The following is a 19,386-nucleotide window of genomic DNA, read 5'->3' on the forward strand; positions in this document are numbered from 1 at the left end:
ACCAGGCCTGATCCGTATTGACGGGGTCGCCGCACAGACGGGGAGTACTCCCCTCCGTGCGCAAAACTTTACCTCCATCACCAAGGTTTGGTAAAGAGCGAGGTAAAAGAAATCCCAAAGCGGCAGGTGGAAGGCGGTCGCACGCGGGCATGGTCCAGGAGATGGGACACCACCACCGCGTCTACGGACACACGCTCACGGGTTCCCGGTCAGGGGCGTCCTGTCCGGCGGGCCTCGGCGACCCGGGTGAGAACCTGCTGGAGGACCTGGCTGCCCGGGGGCACGAGGGGCGGCTCGTACGTCCAGGCGTGGCCGACCCACGGGTCGGCCAGATGACTGTCGGCCACCGGGGTCAGCCGCAGCAGGGAACGCCACAGGGGGTCCAGCAGCGGACCGTATCCGGCGGACTCCTCGCGGTCGGCGACCATCATCAGGTGAACGCCGACGGCCGGGCCCTCGTCGGCGAGGTAGCGCAGCTGGTTCACGGCACGGTCGTCGAAACCGTGCGGGAAGTCGTTGACGACCAGCAGCTGCTGGGAGGGGTCGAAGCCGGGCGGCAGGGCGTCGGGGGCCCCGCCGCGCAGCGCCATCTGCACCAGGTCGACCCGCTGGGTGAGCCGGCCCAGGACATCCGCGACGCCCGCGGCGCCCTGGGCGGGCGGGGCCGCCAGCACACCGCTCCGCGTCAGCGGTACCAGTGACTGCGCGCCCGATCCGGCCGGGTCGACGACGTGCACGGTGAACTCGCCCGCCGGGTAGACGGCGAGCAGGCGTGCCGCGTGGGTCACCGCCGTCTCCATGGCGAGGCGCCGCATGTCATGGGCATCGGTGAACGAGTCGTCCAGGGCGTCGGTGCGGCCGCTGTCGATCCACAGGCCGCGCTCCAGCGGCAGCCGGAGCAGCATGGGGATGCGTATCCGGTCGGCTTCGGGCAGTCGGAGGTCGCCCAGGCGCAGCGCCATGGGAATCTCCATCGGCACCCGGTAGGCGTGCCAGACGGGGTTGTCCCAGCGGGCGTACGCCGGGGGCAGGGCGGGTTCGACGACCTCGGCCTCGGCGACGAGCTGGGCGAGGTCACGGTCGAGGGCCTCCCTCGCCCGGTCGACGAGCTGGGCCTGCCGGGCCCTGGCCGCCTCGCGCGCCGCGTCGGCCTGGCCGCCGATCCGGCTGCGCGGGTCGGACAGGACCTGCTCCAGCTCTTTGTCCATCCGGGACTCGGCGAAGTCGACGGCGCTGCGGTAGGCGGCGGTGGTGCGGGCCAGGTCCTCGAACATGCCCCAGACCTGGTTGTAGAGCCGCTCCTCCATGGACCAGCCGGTCGCGTCGCCCGCGACGGGCTGCGCGGGCTGTCCCGGCGGGGCCGGGGGCGCGGTCGGCGGGGGCGGCGGCGGGGCGGCGCTCTGCCGGCGGGGGTGGCTGTAGTCGATCGGGCCGCCGGTCGGCGCCGCGGACGGCTCCGCGACTGCCCCGGGGTACGCCGGCTGCGGTCCGGCCGACCGGCCGCCGTACGCGGGCGGCACGGGACCGGGGTCGCCCTGGGGCGCGGTGGCGGCGCTCTGGTCGGGGTGGTGGGCCGGGGTGGCCGTCCGGCGTGCGCGGTCGCCGTCGGAGGGGCGGGGCGGTGGCGCCTGCACGGAGCGGGCGAGGCCCCTGGTGACCGCTTCCTCGATGCTGCCCGCGAGCTGCTGCGCCTGGGGCAGTGCCTGGTCGGTGAGGAGTTCGGCCAGGCCGCCGGCGTATCCCTGGCCGACCGCGCGCACCTTCCAGGCTCCCTGGCGCCGGTAGAGCTCCAGGGCGATAACGGCCGTTTCGGCTTCCAGGCCGGTGATGGTGTAGCTGGCCATTTCGGTGCCGTCCAGCCCGGTGACCGCGACGAAGGGTGCGGCGACGGCGCCGAAGCGGGTGGGGCCCTGGCCGCCGGCGGGGGCGGGCAGGGCGAGCAGCACGCCGACGCGGTGGACCGTGTCGGCCAGGGCGTCCAGGTCCACCGCGAGCCGGTGGTCGGCCGCGGCCTGCCGCGACACCTCCAGGCCGGGCCGGGTGGGTGCGCCCGGGTGGGCCACCCACTCCACCCCGTGGATCCGGCCGTCCTCGTCGCCGAGCGCGGCCACGGTCACAACCGGCGTGCCGGCCGAGACCCGGATCTCGAGACGGGACTGGGAGAGGGGGTGGTTCTGTCCCCGCACCAGCTCAGCCGTCATCGCCCTCGTCCCCCTGTGTCGCGTGCTTCGCGTGTGTCGCTCGTGTTCCGTCGTGCGTGACGTGCCGCCGGTGACGTACCGCTCGCTGCGTCACCTGGTGATGGCCCGGGCGCCGCTCACCGGCCCCGACGGGGCCGGCCGGCGCTTCGGGTGCTGCGGGTTGCTCGACCGGGTGCCGCTGCGGATGCTCAGAGCACCGGCAGGATCGACGGCATGAGGTCCTGGAAGGTGCGGCCGTTGGCCGGGTTGCCGAGGGCCGTCATCGTCCAGCCCGTGCCCGAGCGGTGCACCTTCGCCATGAGCTGGGCCGTGTAGGCGCCGCCGCCGGCCAGGGTGTAGCGGGCGAGTTCCTGGCCGTTGGTCTCGTCGACGAGACGGCAGAACGCGTTCTGCACCTCCTGGAAGGTCTGGCCCGTGAAGGAGTTCACGGTGAAGACGATCTGGTCGATGTGGACCGGGACACGGGACAGGTCGACGAGGATGGCCTCGTCGTCGCCGCCCTGGCCGACGCCGCCGACGAGGTTGTCGCCGGTGTGGCGCACGGAGCCGTCGTCGCTCACCAGGTGGCGGAAGAAGACGACGTCGACCGGCTGCTTGTCCGCGAACAGGACGGCGGAGGCGTCCAGATCGATCTCCCGGGTACGCGAGCCGAACAGGCCGCGGCGGGGAGCCGCCTGCCAGCCGAGACCCATGCGGACCGCGGTCAGGCTGCCGCCGTCGTTCTTCTGCAGACTGATGGCCTGACCCTTGGTCATGTTGACGGTCACGCGCTGATTCCCCTCTCGGACTTTCCCCTGTTGCCGCGAAACCGCGGATGCCCAGAACCCTACGCAGGAGCACCGACGGTGACGCACCCCGGTTCGCACTTTGTGTCGGTCTTGCAACACAGCCCGTGCCGGACGGGCGCCGGGCCGGAGGACGGCGCCGTCAGGACAGCCCCACCTCCCGCATCTGCCGCAACTCCTTCTTCATCTCGGAGACCTCGTCGCGCAGCCGGGCCGCGATCTCGAACTGGAGGTCCGCGGCGGCGGCCCGCATCCGTGCGGTGAGTTCCTCGATCTCCCCGGCGAGCTCCGCCGCGGGCCGGTCGGTGGGCACCGGCTCGGCACCCTTGGCCCTGCCCTTCGCGCCCTTGGCCGCCTTGGTGCCGAGCGCGGGCACGGGGGCCTTGGCCCCGCCGCCGTCCTTCTTGGCCTGGCGGTAGCCGGAGCCCAGCAGCTGCTCGGTGTCGATGTCCTCGCGGGCGATCTGGGAGACGATGTCGTTGATCTTCTTGCGGAGCGGCTGGGGGTCGATGCCCTTCGCCCGGTTGTAGGCGACCTGCTTCTCCCGGCGGCGGTTGGTCTCGTCGATGGCCTTCTCCATCGCCGGGGTGATCTTGTCCGCGTACATGTGGACCTGGCCGGAGACATTGCGCGCGGCACGGCCGATGGTCTGGATCAGGGAGGTGCCGGAGCGCAGGAAGCCCTCCTTGTCCGCGTCGAGGATCGCGACCAGGGACACCTCGGGCAGGTCGAGTCCCTCACGCAGCAGGTTGATGCCGACGAGGACGTCGTACTCGCCGCTGCGCAGCTCCCGGAGCAGCTCGACGCGGCGCAGGGTGTCGACGTCACTGTGGAGGTAGCGCACCTGGATGCCGAGTTCGAGGAAGTAGTCGGTGAGGTCCTCGGCCATCTTCTTGGTGAGTGTGGTCACCAGGACGCGCTCGTCCTTCTCGACGCGCGAGCGGATCTCGTGCACCAGGTCGTCGATCTGGCCCTCGGTGGGCTTGACGACGACCTCGGGGTCGACCAGGCCGGTGGGGCGGATGATCTGCTCGACGACACCGTCCGAGCGGGAGAGCTCGTACTGGCCGGGGGTGGCCGAGAGGTACACGGCCTGGCCGATGCGCTTTTGGAACTCCTCCCACTTCAGCGGGCGGTTGTCCAGGGCGGAGGGGAGCCGGAAGCCGTGGTCGACGAGGGTGCGCTTGCGGGAGGCGTCGCCCTCGTACATGGCGCCGATCTGCGGCACGGTGACGTGCGACTCGTCGATGACCAGGAGGAAGTCCTCCGGGAAGTAATCCATCAGGGTGTTCGGCGGGGAGCCGGGCAGGCGGCCGTCGAAGTGCATCGAGTAGTTCTCGACGCCGGAGCAGCTGCCGATCTGGCGGAGCATCTCGAGGTCGTAGGTGGTGCGCATCCGCAGACGCTGGGCCTCCAGGAGCTTGCCCTGCTTCTCCAGCTCGGCGAGGCGCCCGGTGAGTTCCTTCTCGATGTCGTTGACGGCCCGCTCCATGCGTTCGGGGCCGGCGACGTAGTGGGAGGCCGGGAAGACGTACAGCTGCTGGTCGTCGCTGATGATCTCGCCGGTGACCGGGTGGAGCGTGGAGAGCGCCTCGATCTCGTCGCCGAACATCTCGATGCGGACGGCGAGCTCCTCGTAGACCGGGAAGATCTCGATGGTGTCACCGCGGACGCGGAAGGTGCCCCGGGTGAAGGCCAGGTCGTTGCGCGTGTACTGGATGTCCACGAAGCGGCGCAGCAGCTCGTCCCGGTCGAATTCCTCGCCGACGCGGAGCGGCACCATGCGGTCCACGTACTCCTGCGGGGTGCCGAGGCCGTAGATGCAGGAGACGGAGGCGACCACGACGACGTCGCGGCGGGTGAGCAGGGAGTTGGTCGCGGAGTGGCGCAGCCGCTCGACCTCCTCGTTGACCGAGGAGTCCTTCTCGATGTAGGTGTCCGACTGCGGGACGTACGCCTCGGGCTGGTAGTAGTCGTAGTACGAGACGAAGTACTCGACCGCGTTGTTCGGGAGCAGCTCGCGGAACTCGTTGGCCAGCTGGGCGGCCAGAGTCTTGTTCGGCGCCATGACCAGGGTGGGGCGCTGGAGCTTCTCGATCATCCACGCGGTGGTGGCGGACTTGCCGGTGCCGGTCGCGCCCAGGAGGACGACGTCCTTCTCGCCTGCTCCGATGCGCCGGGCGAGGTCGGCGATGGCCGTCGGCTGGTCGCCGCTGGGCTGGAAGGGGCTGACGACCTCGAAGGGCGCCACCGTGCGTTCGATCTGGGAAACGGGCCGCATGTCACCCACGGTACGACCCCCCGCTGACAACGGGTCCCGGTCAGTGTTTCTGCGGGGTGCGGGTGCGGTGCTCGACGGGGCCGCGGGCACGCGGCCGCAGGCGTTTCGGGTGCGTCGGGGAGGAGTGGTGCCGGGGGCGGGCGGGGATGCCGGGCTTGTGCTCGCCGGGTGCCGGGCCGGGCCGGCCCGTGATCATCAGCGGGTCGAAGATCACCACGATGCCGGCCAGGACCAGGAGGGCGAGCGGGCCGAGCATCATGGGCGCGAGCAGGGCGGCCGCGGATTCTCCCGTGGCGGGGTCGGTCGTCCCGTGGACGTGGACCTCCAGGGCGGCCATGCCGGTGTAGTGCATGCCGGTGACCGCGAGACCCATGACGACACTCGCACCCACGCTCCACAGGAAACCCTTGGCCTGCGCGGCCGCCCACAGGGCGGCGGTCGCGGCCGCCATGGCGATGGCGACGGACGCGGCGACGGTGAGGGTGTTGTACTCCAGCCGTCCGTCGAGGCTCATGCTGGCCATGCCCAGGTAGTGCATGGAGGCGATGCCGAGGCCGGTGATGGTGCCACCGGTGAACAGGGCCGTTCCCGTGGCCCCCCGGTAGCCGACGATGAAGATCCCGATCCCCACCATGACGACGGCGACGGCCAGGCTGGCGAACGTCATCAGGCGGTCGTAGTGGATCGGCGTGTTCTCGATCGTGAAGCCCATCATCGCGATGAAGTGCATGGTCCATATGCCGGACCCGATGGCCCCCGAGCCCAGGGCGAGCCAGCCGGGGCGCCACGACCCGGTCACGACGAGCGGCCGGGTGGCACATCGCAGCCCCAGGGCGCCGCCCAGGCAGGCCATGAGGAAGGCCACCGTCGGTGTGACCAGACCGTAACTGAATCCGTCGACCGTGCTCTGCATGCGCGGCTGTCCTTCCGCCCTTTGCGTCCCGGAATTCCGGTTGTAAACCCCCTCCCAGAACCGCGTCGGCGGTCAGGGTTGACGCAGAGAGTATGACCTCACCAGAACGGTCGAACGACCATCCAGCAAAGAAACACGTCCTCGCCCCACTTGTGCGGCACCAGTGTGCGCAGTTGGGGCGGGACTGTTCAATTTGTGGTCATCCTGCGCCCGCCCTCCGTCGACTCTCCGCTGTCGTATTTGAACTGTCCGTGATGTTCCGACCGGGCGATGATCAGACCGTCCGATGTCGGCCGACCGCCCGGCGGGAATCCGGCCGTTCGGCCATGACCCGCCTTCCCGCCGATGGCCCGACCCGCTCGACGCGAGGAGTAAGCATGCACACGCGCACCGTTGTCGCCTCGACCATCGCACTTGTGGGAACCGCCGCCCTCCTGCTCACCCTCTCCCCCGCCCGCGCCACCGGCAGTGACGCGCTCCCCCTGGTCGTCGCCCACCGGGGCGCCTCCGGGTACGCGCCCGAGAACACGCTCCCGGCCGCCGACAAGGCGGCGGAGCTCGGCGTCGACTGGGTGGAGAACGACGTCCAGCGCACCCGCGACGGCGAACTCGTCGTCCTGCACGACGACAGCCTGGCGCGCACCACGAACGTCGAGGAGGTCTTCCCCGGCCGGTCGCCCTGGAAGGTGAAGGACTTCACCGCCGCGGAGATCGCCCGGCTCGACGCGGGCAGCTGGTTCGCTCCCGCGTTCGCGGGCACGCGCGTGCCGACGCTGGAGCAGTTCGTCCGGCGGCTCGAGCGGCACGACCAGAAGCTGTTCCTGGAGATCAAGAACCCTCAGCTGTATCCCGGCATCGAGGGCGAGACCCTGAAGGTCCTGGCCAACGAGGGGTGGCTCGACCGCGCGCATCTGAGGGACCGGCTGGTCGTGCAGAGCTTCAGCGCGGACAGCGTGCGGACGGTTCACGAGCTGAAGCCCGGGGTGAAGACCGGCTTCATCGGTGCGCCTCCCGTGAAGGACCTGCCCGTGTACGCGGACTTCGCCGACCAGATCAACCCCTCGTACACCTCCTTGTCCACCGGTTACGTCGCCGCCGTCCAGGGCTTCCGGGGACCGCACAGCAAGCCTCTGGAGGTCCTCACCTGGACGGTGGACAACGCGGCCGCGGCCCGGCGGGCCGCGGGATTCGGGGTCGACGGGATCATCAGCAACAAGCCCGACGTGGTGCGGGACGCGGTGGGCGGCTGATCTCCCCTCACCGTTCCTCCGGGCCGAGTGGGAGCGGGTCCGCCCAGCCGCACGCCCCGAACGGTCCTGGGCGCACCGGTCCCCGGCACACTCGGCCCCGGGGCGGCGACACGCGTCCCGTGCGCGGTCCGGGCCCGGGAGACCGGTCCCCCGCGCGACCCGGCCCCATGAGTACGGCCGGAGGCGACGGGGAGGCCCTGGACCATCACTCCGTGGAGCAGGGACCCCGCTCACCGACGCCGTACCCGGCATCCCGGATCGCACGACCACGCCGGCCCGGACGGCCCACGACACCGCGAGCCCGGAAACCGGCCACCGCACGAACGAGTCGAACCACCCTCGCGCACGCTCCCCGGCAAGGTGCTGACGCCCCCTTCGTGCCCCTCGCGCCTGATCGCCCCCGGCCCGTCGCTTCGGGTCCGGCGTGTCGGTGGCGGGTCGTACGGTGGGGCGCATGGACAGCCATGGACAGTACGAGCAGCGGGTCGTGTGGGCCGTCGTCGACACGGGCGTCGGTCCGCTGCTGCTGGCCGCGACCCGTGAGGGCCTGGTCAACGTCGTGTTCCACGCCACGGACGAGGTGCGCGACAGCGCGCTGGACCGGCTGGCGTCCCGGCTCGGCAGCGAGCCCGCCGAGGACCCCGGTTCCCCGCTGCTCACCGAGGCGATACGCCAGGTCGAGGCGTACTTCGCGGGTGAGCGGCGCGATTTCGACCTGCCCCTGGACTGGTCGCTGGTCTCCGGCTTCCACCGGGAGGTCCTGAGCGAGCTGGCCTCCGGCGTGCCGTACGGCACGGTGGTGGGGTACGGCACTCTGGCCGGCCGGGTCGGCCGGCCGGAGGGCGCCCAGGCCGTCGGCGCGGCGATGGGCGCGAATCCCCTTCCGGTGGTCGTGCCCTGTCACCGGGTCGTGGAGAGGGACGGCGGCATCGGCGGGTTCGGGGGCGGGCTGGAGGCCAAGCGGCGGCTGCTCGCCCTGGAGGGCGTACTGCCGGAGCCCTTGTTCTGACGGGTGGGCCGGTGGTCTGACGGGTGGGTCAGTCGTAGTGCCGCGCCTCGAACACGTTTCCGTCGGGGTCGCGGAAGTAGAAGCTGCGCCTGGCGAGGCCACGGGCGCCGAAGGAGTCGTGCGAGAGGTCCGTCATGGGGACGGACTGTTCCTCGAGGCGGCTGCGGAGAGCGGCGAAGTCGTCGGCGGGCAGTGACAGACAGACGTGGTTGACGGGATGGCCGGAGGCTTCGGCGGCGCCGGGCAGCATCGTCATGCGTTCCGCCATGGCGAACGGCATGAGGTCGAGGATGGTCTCCTCGTTGACCCGTACCGAGGGGAACGGCACCTCCCCCACGGAGAAGTCGGCGAGTCTGACCGGTTCCAGGCCGACCGCCTTCTCGTAGAAGCCGGCGGCCGCGATCGGATCGCGCACCCAGAGGACGACGTGGTCGAGACGTGCTGTGTTCTCCGTCATGTGTCCCAGACTCCGCGAGATCCGCGGCGGCCCGCAAGGGGCTGTCCCGCGGACGGGCTCCGGGGGTTTGACCGGCCGTCCGGCCCGCCAGGGATGAGGGAGGAGCGACAGACGGGAGACGGTACGTGATCCTGACGGTGTCCGAAGAGGTGCGGGAGGCGCTCGCCGCCCGTCGGCCGGTGGTGGCCCTGGAGTCCACGATCATCGCGCACGGGCTGCCCCGGCCGCGCAATCTCCGGGTGGCGACGGAGCTGGAGGCGGCGGTGCGGCAGGAGGGCGCCGTTCCCGCCACGGTCGCCGTGCTGGACGGGCGGCCCCGGGTCGGTCTGGACAAGGAGCAGCTGGAGCGGGTGGCCCGTGAGGACGGCATCCGCAAGCTCGGTCATCGCGATCTGCCGCTCGCGATGGCGTCCGGGGCGAGCGGTGCCACCACGGTGTCGGCCACCGCCCTGCTGGCCGCGCTCGCGGGCGTACGGGTGTTCGCGACCGGCGGACTCGGCGGGGTGCACCGCGAGTGGACGGTGACCCAGGACGAGTCGGCCGATCTCGGGCTGCTGGCGCGGACCAGGATCACCGTGGTGTGCGCGGGCGTGAAGTCGATCCTGGACGTACCGGCGACGCTGCAGCGGCTGGAGACCCTGGGGGTCGCGGTCGCCGGATACGGCACGGACCGCTTCCCCGGCTTCTACCTGGCGGACTCGGGGCACCCCGTGGACTGGCGGCTGGACGCTCCGGAGCAGGTGGCGGAGGTGATGCGGGCGCAGGACGCCCTCGGCGGGCCCGAGTCGGCGCTGATCGTGGCCAACCCCGTTCCCGTGCAGGAGCAGTTGGACCCCGGACTGCACGCCCGTGTGCTCGACGAGGCGCTGCGGGCGTGCGAGGAGGAGGGTGTCACCGGTCAGGCGGTCACTCCGTTCCTGCTCGACCACCTGGTGCGGCACACCGACGGTGCCTCCCTCGCCGCCAATCTGGCGGCGGTCCGGGGCAACGTACGGCTGGCGGCCCGCATCGCGACGGCTTGGGCCGGGCGTGAGGGAACGTGACGGCGGCGGTCCCGGGTGACGGAGGCGGCAGTGCCGTCGGGGCGGGCCGTGCGGCGGGGGCGGCTGGTGCGCGCTCCGGCGCGGGTTCCGGTGCGCGGCCCGGCGCGGGTTCCGGTGCGCGGCCCGGAGCGCTGCTGGTCGTCGGTGACGTCATCACCGATGTGGTCGCCCGGCACCGGGGGCCGCTCACCCCGGGTACGGACACCGCGGCGGCGGTCCGGACGGTGCCCGGCGGCGCGGGGGCCAATGTGGCCTGCTGGGCGGCGTGCTGGGGCGACACGGAGGTGCGGCTGCTCGGACGAGTGGGCGAGGACGCGGCGGCGTGGCACGCACGGGAGCTGGCCGCCTGCGGAGTACGTCCCCTGCTGGTGGTCGATCCGCAGGCGCCGACCGGAACCGTGATCTGCCTGGTCGACGAGGGTGCGGCGGCCGAGCGGACCTTCCTCACCGACAGCGGGGCCTCACTGCGGCTCGAACCCGGTGACTGGTCGGACGCGTTGCTGGACGGGGTGGCCCGGCTGCATCTGTCGGGGTATCTGCTGTTCAGCGAACCGGGCCGGGCGTTCGTGGCGGTGGCTCTGAAGGCGGCACGCGTGCGTGGGGTGCCGGTGAGCCTGGATCCGGCGTCGGCCGGTTTCCTCACGCGGCTGGGTGCCGACCGATTCCTGGCCCTCGTCGAGGGCGTCGACATCCTGCTGCCCAGTCGTGACGAGGCGTGCCTGCTCACGGGGTTGCCGGGGGTGGCCGACGCGGCGGCGCGGCTGAGTCGGCGGGTTTCGCTGGTCGTGGCCAAGCAGGGGGCCGAGGGCGCGCTGCTGGCCCGGTCCGGCCAGGTGTGCGCCCGCGTTCCCGCCGTGGTGGCGACGCCCCGGGACAGCACGGGCGCCGGCGACGCCTTCACGGGCGCGTTCCTCACCACCCTCATGACGGGCGCCGATCCCGAACACGCGGTGGCGGAGGGATGCAGGGCGGGTGCGCTGGCGGTGCGCCGAGTGGGAGGCCGCCCGCCACCACCGGCCTGACGGCCTCGGCCGCCTTCCGCCCTCCGCCGGAAAGGTTCTAGACCTTGCGCCCCCAGACCAAGATCATCGGGGCCGTTGCCAGGTCCAGGATGCCGGCGGCGACGTTGGCGAGGTGGCGGTCGATGTCCTGGGCGGTGGCGACGCCCGCGGTGACGAGCTGGTCCCGGGCCAGGCGGACGGTGGCGGACTCCAGGGCCGCGCAGGCGGGTGCGGCGATCGGGAAGCAGACGTCGGCCCGTACCTCGCTCAGGCCGGTCTCCCGCAGCAGACGCGGGAGTGTGCGGCCCTGGGCGAGGTCGGCCCCGCGGCCGTGGGGGAGCTTGCGCAGATCCTGCCGCAGCCGGTTCGCAAGCCGCTGTTCGGGGCCGTACTCGTCCAGGCAGGCCAAGGGCTGCAGAGCAGGGTCGGTGTCCTCGACCAGGAGGTGCCCGCGGGGGCGCAGGGCGTCGGCCATGGACCGCACCGCCCGTTCGCGGTCCGCCACGCCGAGGGACGGGAGCCGTGCGTGCACCAGGTCGAACACGCCCTCCGGCGGCTCCTCCGCGCCGATGTCATGGGCGCACACCTCCACCGGCGGACGGGCGGCCGGGGCGAGCCGGGTGATGTCGGTGCCCGTGGCCAGTACTTTGCCGGTCGGTCCGACCTTCTTGGCGAGCCAGGACACCACGGAGACACCGTCGGCGCCGATCTCCCAGCAGCGCCAGCCGGCCCCGACGCCGACCACTTCGAGATGCCGGAACGTGGCGGGGTCGAACAGGTCGGCGAAGGCGTCGAGGCGTTCCGCCGCCTCGGCCTGCCGGTGCGCCCCGCTCTGCCGGTGCACCTCGGTCTGCCGGTCTTCGAGCAGGTACCCGTCGCTTCGCGTCATGGCGCGATCATCCCAGTTGCCTGACTTGTCCGGTGCGGTTGACGCTCCGGTCCGTCGCCCTTCGTCCACAGCCGGGAACCGGACAACCGAACGGAACGCTCTGTTTCCACAGGCTCGTACGCGGTTCGCATGCGGCTCACGCACTGCTGGCAGACTGACCTGCCAAAGCGCGGGAAAGCGTGAACGCGGGGGAACCACGTAAGGGGAGCCGGATGTCGATGGCAGGGAATCTGCGGAAGGTCACACGTCTGGGCGGGGTGGGCGGCCTGCGCAGAGCGGCCCGGCTGGCCCGGCGGCGCCCGCGGGTGGATCTGAGCCACCCGGCCCGGTCCCCGCTGGGGTCCTCGGTGGTGAACTGCGTGAGCTACCGGGACGGTGTCCGCGTCTCCGCGCACGGGGAGCTGGTCGATGCGGTGCGGCAGGTGCGCGAAAGCGGGGAGGGCTTCGTCTGGCTGGGGCTGCACGAGCCGACGGACCGTGAGCTGGCGGGCATCGCCGAGCTGTTCGATCTGCATCCGCTGGCGATCGAGGACACGGTCGAGGCGCACCAGCGGCCCAAGCTGGAGCGGTACGGCGAGACGCTGTTCGCGGTGTTCAAGACGGTCTGCTACGTCGAGCACGAGCAACTCACCTCCACCAGCGAGGTGGTGAACACCGGCGAGATCATGGTGTTCGTCGGACAGGACTTCGTGATCACCGTGCGGCACGGACGGCACGGCTCGCTCGGGCCGCTGCGCGAGGAGCTGGAGTCCGATCCCCGGCAGCTCGCCGCAGGGCCCTCCGCGGTGCTGCACGCCGTCGCGGACCATGTGGTCGACGACTACCTGACCGTGATCGACTCGGTGCAGGAGGACGTGGACGAGGTCGAGACGGAGGTGTTCGCGGAACACGGCGCCCGGGTCGACCCGGGACGCATCTACCAGCTCAAGCGCGAACTCCTCGAACTGAAGCGGGCGGTGGCGCCGCTCAGCGGGCCGCTGGAGGAGCTGGCCACCCGCCCGGCCCGGGCGGTCGCTCCGGAGATACAGGCGTACTTCCGCGATGTCTCCGACCATCTGTCGCGGGCGAAGGAACAGATCGCGGCCTTCGACGAACTCCTCAACTCCATCCTGCAGGCCCATCTCGCGCAGGTCACGGTCGCGCAGAACGAGGACATGCGGAAGATCACCGCATGGGCGGCGATCGTCGCCGTGCCGACCATGGTCTGCGGGGTGTACGGCATGAACTTCGATCACATGCCGGAGCTGCGCTGGCGGTACGGCTACGGCATGGCCCTCGGCGTCATGTCCTTCGCGTGTCTGCTGCTGTACCGGGCCTTCCGGCGCAGTCGCTGGCTCTGACACGCAGGGCGTCCGCCGCCGCACGGCACCCGGAGGCGGGGCGCGGCACAGCCCGCGTTCAGCCGGACGGGACCCTGGCGTAGACGTTCTCGGCCCAGGTGGCGAGCTGGTCCTCCGTCAGGTGCTGGGCGAGATCGGCCTCGCTGATCATGCCGACCAGGCGTTTGTCGTCGACGACGGGGAGCCGGCGGATGCGGTGTGTCTGCATCTCCTGAAGGACTTCGCCGACGTCGGCGTCCGCCGCGATCCAGCGCGGTGTGCCCTTGGCCATCTCCCCTGCGGTGACCCTGGCCGGATCGTGGCCCACGGCGACACAGCCGACGACGATGTCGCGGTCCGTGAGGATGCCGCAGAGGCGCTCGTTCTCGTCGCTGATGGGCAGCGCGCCGACGTTCAGTTCGCGCATCAGCTGGGCGGCGCGGTCGAGCGTCTCGTGGGCGGGGATCCACTGGGCGCCGCGGTGCATGATGTCTCCGGCGGTGGTCATGAGGTACCTCCCGGTGCCGGACGGCCGGCGCGGCGCGGGACGCGCCGCGAGTACCGGCGTCCTTCATTGTCGTCGTGCCGACAGGGCCCCGCACCTTCGCCCGGCCTCAGCCGTGCCACGCCGGGTGGCGGGGGTCGTCGGCGCGTACCAGGACGTCGGCGGTGCCGGCCGGGCCGGTCTCCCGCTCGTAGCGCTCGAAGGCGGGGAGGGTCCAGTGCTCGGACTCGGGGGTGCGGCGGCGCAGGGCGCCCGGGGAGAGCGAGACGTGGACGCTCAGATCGAAGGGGAACCAGTGCCGCAGGAGGAGCGGGCCGTGCAGCAGCAGTACCCCGCCGGGCGGGAGCGGGACGTAGGGGCTGCGGGTGGCACGGTCGGTGACGGGGTCCCACAGATCGGGCAGGACCCGTCCGTTCCCGCCCGGGTCGAGGGGGCCGAACACCTCGCGCCAGAGGGCGCCGGTGTCGTACCAGCCGTCGTAGTACGACTCCACGTCCTGGCGGCCGTGCTCCAGCCGGACCGACGCGGGGCGCAGGAAGCCCTCCGTGCCCACCACGAGGGAGGGGCGCCCGCGGACGCGCAGGGCCTCGGCGACCCGTTCGGCGAGGTCCTCGGGGCGGGCGGCCGGGGCGCCGTCGAAGGCGACGCGCGGCCAGGGACCGCCGTCGGACGTCTGCAGCGTCGCCACACGCTCGGCGAGGAGGTCGCCGAGCCGGTCCCAGGTGATCGCTTCGCATCGCACACCGCCATGATGCGCGGGCCGGCTGGACTCCCGCGCATGGCCCCGGGACGCTCGGCCATGGCCGAGCGTCCCGGGCCCGGCTTCACTGGTGGTGACAGTGGCCGCCGGGAGGAGTTCCGGCCGGGGAAGGGCAGGAGCCGACAACGTGACAGATGGCCCGTACTTCGTGCTGACGGTGCTGGGCGTACTCGGAACCGGGCTGGTGGCGGGAGCCTTCTGCGCCTTCTCGACGTTCGTGATGAGGGGGCTCGCGGCGCTGCCGCCCGCGCAGGGTGTGGCGGCGATGCGGTCGGTCAACGTGGCCGCGGTGCGGGCGCCCTTCATGCTGGTGTTCCTCGGCTCGGCGCTGCTGTGCGCGACGATCGCCGTGGTGACCCTGGTGACGGGGCCGGACGAGGGGGCGGCGTGGCTGCTGGCCGGCAGCGCGCTGTACCTGTTCGGCGGGTTCGGGGTCACCGTGGTCGCGAACGTGCCGCGCAACAACGCGCTGGCCGGGCTCGGTCCCGGGACCGCGGAGGCCGCAGCGTACTGGACCGCGTACGTGCGCGAGTGGACGCGGTGGAACCACGTGCGCACGGGTGCCTCGGCGGGTGCCGCGGTGGCGTATGTACTGGCTCTCGCCTGACGGCCCTGACCGCCCTGACGGCACGGAAAGGCGAGGAAAGGCGAGAAAGCCCTGGCGACGGGCCTGCGTACGGGCACGAGCAGTCGTATCGTGGCCAGAGAACGCCGGAATCCGGAGCGCCAGGTCCGGAGAGACAACAAGAGGCGCCGGGAGGAGAAGGCCCGGCCCTCCGCGGAGTGCCGTCCGACCGCGAACGGCCTGCCACTCGCGCATGCAGGAAAGAACGCAAGGAAGACGGCCATGGCCGATCCCAAGGGGTTCCTGACCACGCCGCGCCGGGAATGGCCGCGCAGGCCCATCGGGGAACGGGTCCGGGACTGGGACGAGGTCTACGTCCCCGGCGCGCTACTGCCCATCATCGGTCCGCAGGCCGACCGCTGCATGGACTGCGGCGTCCCCTTCTGCCACGAGGCCTGCCCGCTGGGCAATCTGATCCCCGACTGGAACGACCTGGTCGCGCGCGACGACTGGCGGGCCGCGGCGGAGCGGCTGCACGCGACCAACAACTTCCCCGAATTCACCGGCAGACTGTGCCCGGCACCCTGCGAGGCGGGATGTGTGCTCGCCATCAACCAGCCCGCCGTGACCATCAAGAACGTCGAGTGCGCCATAGCGGACCGGGCCTGGGAGGAGGGATTCGCCGGGCCGGCCCCGCCGGACCGGCTCTCCGGCCGGACGGTGGCCGTGATCGGTTCGGGTCCCACCGGACTGGCCGCGGCCCAGCAGCTGACCCGTGCGGGGCACACGGTCGCCGTGTACGAGCGGGACGACCGGATCGGCGGGCTGATGCGGTACGGCATCCCCTCGTTCAAGATGGAGAAGCGTCATCTGGAGCGGCGCATCGAGCAGATGCGGGCCGAGGGGACGAAGTTCCGTACGTCCACGACGGTCGGGCGCGATGTCGACGCCGCCGAACTGCGGGCGCGTTACGACGCCGTGGTGATCTCCACCGGGGCCACCGCGTGGCGGGAACTGGCCGTTCCCGGACGGGAACTGATCGGTGTTCACCAGGCCATGGAGTATCTTCCGCTGGCCAACCGGGTGTGCGAGGGGGACCTGGAGACGTCCCCGCTGTCCGCCGCGGGCCGGGACGTCGTCATCGTCGGGGGCGGTGACACGGGCTCCGACTGCCTGGGCACGGCCGTGCGGGAGGGGGCCGCGTCCGTGACGCAGCTGGACATCTACGACCGGCCGGGCGACGCGCGCGACGAGGACACCGAACCCTGGCCGACGTACCCGAAGCTGTACCGGCTGTCCCCCGCGCACGAGGAGGCCGGCGTGCTGCGGACGGCACCGGAGGCGGCCGAGGACTCCGACGCACGGCTGTTCGCGGCGTCCACCCTGCGCCTCACCGGCGACACGGACGGGCGGGTCCGGGCGCTGCACCTGGTCGGGGTGGACGCGGAGCGCCGCCCTCGGCCGGACACCGAGCGGGTCCTGCCCGCCGGCCTCGTCCTCCTCGCGCTCGGCTTCTCCGGACCCGATCTGAAGGACGGGCTCGTCGCCGGGCTCGGTCTGGAACTGGAGCCGCGCGGCACGATCGCGCGCGACGCCGGCTTCGCCACGAACGTGCCGGGCGTGTTCGCGGCCGGGGACGCCGCCCGCGGGCAGTCGCTGATCGTGTGGGCGATCGCCGAGGGCCGGGCGGTGGCGGCGGCCGTCGACCGCCACCTGACCGACGGCACCACCCGGCTCCCGGCCCCCATCGGCCCGTACGACCGCCCGATGACGGCGTGACGCACCCCGGCGGGGCGCACCCGCCCTCGGAGCCCAGTCTTTCGGACCCCTGGCGCCCAGCCCTTCAGACCCCCGGAGCCCAGCCTTTCGGACCCCCGGAGCCCAGCCCTTCAGACCCCCGGGGCCCGGCCTTTCGGACCCCGGCGGTCCAGCCTTTCGGGCCCCCGGGGCCCGCCCCCTCGAACCCCCCGAGGTCCAGTCCCTCGGACCGCCCGGGGCTTATGCCTTGCGCCCCACCGCCCCGTATCCCGGGATCACCCCGTCGTCCTGACCGGGTACGGGCTCGCCCAGTTCGGGGTGCCACAGGTGGGGCACCTGGACGCCGGGTTCGACCAGCTCGAGGCCGGCGAAGAAGCGGGTGAACTCCTCGCGGGAGCGCAGGGCCAGTGTGACGCCCGCGGCCTTGAGCTTCTCGGTGGCCGCCTTCGACTCCTCGGGAGTGAAGTCGGGTGTCGCGTGGGAAACCACCAGGTAGCTGCCGGAGGGCAGATCGGCGAGCAGCCGGCCGACCAGCTCGTGGGCGCCGTCCTCGTCGGGGATGAAGTGCAGCAGCGCGATGAGGGAGAGCGCGACCGGCCGGTCGAAGTCGAGGATCTTCCGCGCGCCCTCCAGGATGCTCTCCGGATCGCGCACATCGGCCTGGAGGTACTCGGTCACCCCCTCGTCGGTGCCGCGCAGCAGCGCGCCCGCGTGGGCCAGCACGATCGGGTCGTTGTCGCAGTAGGCGACGCGCGCGTCGGGTGCGATCTCCTGGGCGACCTGGTGGAGGTTGGGCTCGGTGGGGATGCCGGTGCCGATGTCGAGGAACTGACGTATGCCCTGGCCGGCCAGCCAGCGTGTGGCGCGCTGCATGAAGGCCCGGTTCACCCGGGCCATCACCGGCACTCTCGGGTCGAGGGCGAGCATCTGCCGGCCCATGGCCTCGTCGACGGGGTAGTTGTCCTTGCCGCCGAGGTACCAGTCGTACATCCGCGCGGTGTGCGGCTTGCTCGTGTCGATCTCGACGGGGTGCTGCTGCCCGGTCATGACGAACTCCGTAAGTGTCTGCAACTGTTAGTGATCAATTTCAGTGCCGAGCCGGTGTGGTGGGCGGGGCGGGCGGGGACACCCGGAACAGAGTGCTGCGCGGGGGACGGGGGTGCGTACTCGGCGGGGAGTCAGCAGGGAGAAGGGGGAAGGAGGGAGAGAGGGGAAGGAGGGAGAGAGGGGGGAACAAGCAACATCGGGTGTACGCCGGGAAGCAACGGTAGGACGGTCGGCAAGGGTCAGGACAGCAGGAAATCCGCCTCTCCCGCTTTGGCTCCTTCGATGAAGGCCGTCATCTCGGCCGAGGTGTAGATGAGCGCCGGTCCGTCCGGGTCGGTGGACTGCCGTACGGCGATCCGGCCGTCGTCGAGCTTCATCGCCTCCAGGCAGTTGCCGCCGTTGCCGCCGCTCCACGGCTTGTGCCAGCCCTCGCTGCCCAGCTCGCGCGCGGGCATGCCGTTGTAGATCCGTCCGGCGCGGGCCCGGGGCGGGTGCACCGGCAAGAGTGAGGTCAAGGACAGGGACAGGGGTTTGATGTGATTCATTCACAGCTCCTTGCGGAGATCCCTGAGGATCACCTTCGTGCGATGTGCTGTAGCGGCCTGCGCCGCCATGCGGTCCATGACTTCGAGGTGGGTCGCCACCTCGGCACGCGCGTCCAGGTAGACGGCGCCGGTCAGGTACTCGCTGTAGACCATGTCCGGCAGTTCGGGCATGGCGAATCGGAACAGCACGAACGGCCCGTACGTGCCGGGGTGCGGCCCACTGGCGAACGGGGCGACCTGGAGCGTCACGTTGGGCAGCTTCGTCGCCTCGAGAAGTCTGTCGATCTGGGCACGCATCACCTCCGGGCCGCCGACCGGGCGGCGCAGCGCCGTCTCATCCATCACGACCCACAGCCGGGGTGCGTCGTCACGGGTGAGCAGATCCTGCCGTTGCATGCGCAGGGCGACGTGTCCCTCGATGTCCTCGGGCCGGGTCTGCCCGATGGCACCCGAGAGCAGCACGCCACGTGCGTAGTCCTCGGTCTGCAGCAGACCGGGGACGAAGTGGGGCTCGTAGCTGCGGATGAGCGTAGCCGCGCCCTCGAGACTGACGTACATCGAGAACCAGCCGGGCAGGATCTCGTGGAAGCGCTGCCACCAGCCGGGCCGGTTGGCTTCCTCCGCCAGCTGCACGAAGGCGTCGGCATCGCTGTCGGAGACCCCGTATGCCTTCAGCAGAAGCTGGAGGTACGGAATCTTGAGCGCGACCTCGGCCATCTCCATGCGCCGGACCGTGGCGGGGGCGACGCGCAGGACGCGTGCGGCCTCCTCACGCTTGAGGCCGGCGCTTTCCCGCAGATCCAGCAGGCGCCGGCCGAGGACGACCTGGCCGACCGTCGGCGCGGACCGCGGTTCGCTCACGCTCCACCTCCACGAAAAGGTTTTCGGGACGTTCCCGAAGCTGGCAGCTCTGACAGCCCCGACAGCCCTGCGGCGCCAATCCGAGATCCATCGAATGCTTCTTCGATGACCTCAACTGGCGCCGCGCGGGGTGCTGTTGCGAGCAGTGTGCCACGGCCGTCCAGACCGTCACACAGCACTCTGGATTTTTCAGAGTG

General features: G+C 71.7%; 18 protein-coding genes. 7 read left to right on the forward strand and 11 right to left on the reverse strand.

Annotated elements, in window-relative coordinates; all coding sequences use genetic code 11:
* Positions 1-209: 209 nt before the first annotated feature.
* From OHB56_RS10945 to OHB56_RS10960, 4 genes are all read right to left on the reverse strand, one after another.
* Positions 210-2,201 carry a TerD family protein gene (locus OHB56_RS10945; RefSeq protein ID WP_406352926.1) on the reverse strand — a complete coding sequence of 664 codons (1,992 nt, stop codon included), beginning with the start codon at positions 2,199-2,201 and terminating at the stop codon, positions 210-212.
* Between the two features lie 188 nt (positions 2,202-2,389).
* Positions 2,390-2,968 carry a TerD family protein gene (locus OHB56_RS10950; RefSeq protein WP_055597847.1) on the reverse strand — a complete coding sequence of 193 codons (579 nt, stop codon included), beginning with the start codon at positions 2,966-2,968 and terminating at the stop codon, positions 2,390-2,392.
* 160 nt (positions 2,969-3,128) lie between these two features.
* Positions 3,129-5,267: an excinuclease ABC subunit UvrB gene (gene uvrB, locus OHB56_RS10955; RefSeq protein ID WP_326752084.1), complete on the reverse strand. Its 2,139-nt coding sequence runs from the start codon at positions 5,265-5,267 to the stop codon at positions 3,129-3,131.
* Between the two features lie 40 nt (positions 5,268-5,307).
* A complete protein-coding gene (locus tag OHB56_RS10960) occupies positions 5,308-6,180 on the reverse strand; it encodes an MHYT domain-containing protein (RefSeq protein ID WP_326752085.1) in 873 nt (290 codons plus the stop codon).
* Positions 6,181-6,557: 377 nt separating this feature from the next.
* Here OHB56_RS10960 and OHB56_RS10965 point away from each other — a divergent pair, with 377 nt between their 5' ends.
* Together OHB56_RS10965 and OHB56_RS10970 are read left to right on the forward strand one after the other, a co-directional pair.
* The gene (locus OHB56_RS10965; protein WP_326752086.1) at positions 6,558-7,430 is read left to right on the forward strand and encodes a glycerophosphodiester phosphodiesterase family protein; all 873 of its coding nucleotides are present in this window, start codon (positions 6,558-6,560) and stop codon (positions 7,428-7,430) included.
* A 454-nt stretch (positions 7,431-7,884) separates the two neighbouring features.
* On the forward strand, positions 7,885-8,439 hold the full coding sequence (locus OHB56_RS10970; protein WP_406352929.1) for a methylated-DNA--[protein]-cysteine S-methyltransferase: 555 nt from the start codon (positions 7,885-7,887) through the stop codon (positions 8,437-8,439).
* Between the two features lie 28 nt (positions 8,440-8,467).
* On the opposite strand, the gene OHB56_RS10975 is transcribed toward OHB56_RS10970, so the two are convergent.
* Positions 8,468-8,896 carry a VOC family protein gene (locus OHB56_RS10975; protein ID WP_055597520.1) on the reverse strand — a complete coding sequence of 143 codons (429 nt, stop codon included), beginning with the start codon at positions 8,894-8,896 and terminating at the stop codon, positions 8,468-8,470.
* A gap of 125 nt (positions 8,897-9,021) precedes the next feature.
* Here OHB56_RS10975 and OHB56_RS10980 point away from each other — a divergent pair, with 125 nt between their 5' ends.
* The gene (locus tag OHB56_RS10980; protein WP_326752088.1) at positions 9,022-9,939 is read left to right on the forward strand and encodes a pseudouridine-5'-phosphate glycosidase; all 918 of its coding nucleotides are present in this window, start codon (positions 9,022-9,024) and stop codon (positions 9,937-9,939) included.
* Between the two features lie 131 nt (positions 9,940-10,070).
* The gene (locus tag OHB56_RS10985; protein WP_406359003.1) at positions 10,071-10,961 is read left to right on the forward strand and encodes a carbohydrate kinase family protein; all 891 of its coding nucleotides are present in this window, start codon (positions 10,071-10,073) and stop codon (positions 10,959-10,961) included.
* 37 nt (positions 10,962-10,998) lie between these two features.
* Here the strand turns inward: OHB56_RS10985 and OHB56_RS10990 are convergent, their stop codons facing one another.
* Entirely contained in the window at positions 10,999-11,829 is an 831-nt protein-coding gene (locus OHB56_RS10990; protein WP_406352931.1) for a class I SAM-dependent methyltransferase, read from the reverse strand.
* A gap of 212 nt (positions 11,830-12,041) precedes the next feature.
* Between OHB56_RS10990 and OHB56_RS10995 the strand changes: the two genes are divergently transcribed.
* Positions 12,042-13,169 (forward strand): magnesium and cobalt transport protein CorA, encoded by a 1,128-nt coding sequence (locus tag OHB56_RS10995; RefSeq protein ID WP_326752089.1) that lies wholly within the window; start codon positions 12,042-12,044, stop codon positions 13,167-13,169.
* Positions 13,170-13,227: 58 nt separating this feature from the next.
* Here OHB56_RS10995 and OHB56_RS11000 read toward each other — a convergent pair whose 3' ends face one another.
* Positions 13,228-13,656, reverse strand: a complete 429-nt coding sequence (locus OHB56_RS11000) for a CBS domain-containing protein (RefSeq protein ID WP_055597524.1) — start codon at positions 13,654-13,656, stop codon at positions 13,228-13,230.
* A gap of 106 nt (positions 13,657-13,762) precedes the next feature.
* Positions 13,763-14,395: a uridine kinase gene (locus tag OHB56_RS11005; protein ID WP_326752090.1), complete on the reverse strand. Its 633-nt coding sequence runs from the start codon at positions 14,393-14,395 to the stop codon at positions 13,763-13,765.
* Positions 14,396-14,540: 145 nt separating this feature from the next.
* On the opposite strand from OHB56_RS11005, the gene OHB56_RS11010 reads away from it, so the two are divergent.
* Both OHB56_RS11010 and OHB56_RS11015 read left to right on the forward strand, forming a co-directional pair.
* Complete coding sequence (locus OHB56_RS11010) at positions 14,541-15,020, forward strand: anthrone oxygenase family protein (protein WP_326752091.1); 480 nt, start codon at positions 14,541-14,543, stop codon at positions 15,018-15,020.
* A 240-nt stretch (positions 15,021-15,260) separates the two neighbouring features.
* Positions 15,261-16,757, forward strand: coding sequence for a glutamate synthase subunit beta (locus tag OHB56_RS11015; protein WP_326752092.1), 1,497 nt, complete (start codon positions 15,261-15,263; stop codon positions 16,755-16,757).
* Positions 16,758-16,976: 219 nt separating this feature from the next.
* Here OHB56_RS11015 and OHB56_RS11020 read toward each other — a convergent pair whose 3' ends face one another.
* The 3 genes from OHB56_RS11020 to OHB56_RS11030 all read right to left on the reverse strand — a co-directional run bounded on the left by OHB56_RS11020 (position 16,977) and on the right by OHB56_RS11030 (position 19,189).
* The gene (locus OHB56_RS11020) at positions 16,977-17,783 is read right to left on the reverse strand and encodes an SAM-dependent methyltransferase (RefSeq protein ID WP_326752093.1); all 807 of its coding nucleotides are present in this window, start codon (positions 17,781-17,783) and stop codon (positions 16,977-16,979) included.
* A gap of 239 nt (positions 17,784-18,022) precedes the next feature.
* Positions 18,023-18,238 (reverse strand): DUF397 domain-containing protein, encoded by a 216-nt coding sequence (locus tag OHB56_RS11025; RefSeq protein WP_095534118.1) that lies wholly within the window; start codon positions 18,236-18,238, stop codon positions 18,023-18,025.
* A 90-nt stretch (positions 18,239-18,328) separates the two neighbouring features.
* Positions 18,329-19,189: a helix-turn-helix domain-containing protein gene (locus OHB56_RS11030; RefSeq protein ID WP_406352934.1), complete on the reverse strand. Its 861-nt coding sequence runs from the start codon at positions 19,187-19,189 to the stop codon at positions 18,329-18,331.
* Positions 19,190-19,386: the final 197 nt, after the last annotated feature.

The organism is Streptomyces sp. NBC_01635 (genome assembly GCF_045209715.1).
Classification (GTDB): domain Bacteria; phylum Actinomycetota; class Actinomycetes; order Streptomycetales; family Streptomycetaceae; genus Streptomyces; species Streptomyces hirsutus.

Excerpts from the sequence above, each read along its gene's own strand:
- OHB56_RS11020 (WP_326752093.1), bottom strand. The coding sequence starts at position 17,783 with ATGACCGGGCAGCAGCACCCCGTCGAGATCGACACGAGCAAGCCGCAC.
- OHB56_RS10990 (WP_406352931.1), bottom strand. The coding sequence starts at position 11,829 with ATGACGCGAAGCGACGGGTACCTGCTCGAAGACCGGCAGACCGAGGTG.
- OHB56_RS10975 (WP_055597520.1), bottom strand. The coding sequence starts at position 8,896 with ATGACGGAGAACACAGCACGTCTCGACCACGTCGTCCTCTGGGTGCGC.
- OHB56_RS11000 (WP_055597524.1), bottom strand. The coding sequence starts at position 13,656 with ATGACCACCGCCGGAGACATCATGCACCGCGGCGCCCAGTGGATCCCC.
- uvrB (WP_326752084.1), bottom strand. The coding sequence starts at position 5,267 with ATGCGGCCCGTTTCCCAGATCGAACGCACGGTGGCGCCCTTCGAGGTC.
- OHB56_RS10960 (WP_326752085.1), bottom strand. The coding sequence starts at position 6,180 with ATGCAGAGCACGGTCGACGGATTCAGTTACGGTCTGGTCACACCGACG.
- OHB56_RS10945 (WP_406352926.1), bottom strand. The coding sequence starts at position 2,201 with ATGACGGCTGAGCTGGTGCGGGGACAGAACCACCCCCTCTCCCAGTCC.
- OHB56_RS11025 (WP_095534118.1), bottom strand. The coding sequence starts at position 18,238 with ATGCCCGCGCGCGAGCTGGGCAGCGAGGGCTGGCACAAGCCGTGGAGC.
- OHB56_RS11015 (WP_326752092.1), top strand. The coding sequence starts at position 15,261 with ATGGCCGATCCCAAGGGGTTCCTGACCACGCCGCGCCGGGAATGGCCG.
- OHB56_RS10970 (WP_406352929.1), top strand. The coding sequence starts at position 7,885 with ATGGACAGCCATGGACAGTACGAGCAGCGGGTCGTGTGGGCCGTCGTC.
- OHB56_RS10965 (WP_326752086.1), top strand. The coding sequence starts at position 6,558 with ATGCACACGCGCACCGTTGTCGCCTCGACCATCGCACTTGTGGGAACC.
- OHB56_RS10995 (WP_326752089.1), top strand. The coding sequence starts at position 12,042 with ATGTCGATGGCAGGGAATCTGCGGAAGGTCACACGTCTGGGCGGGGTG.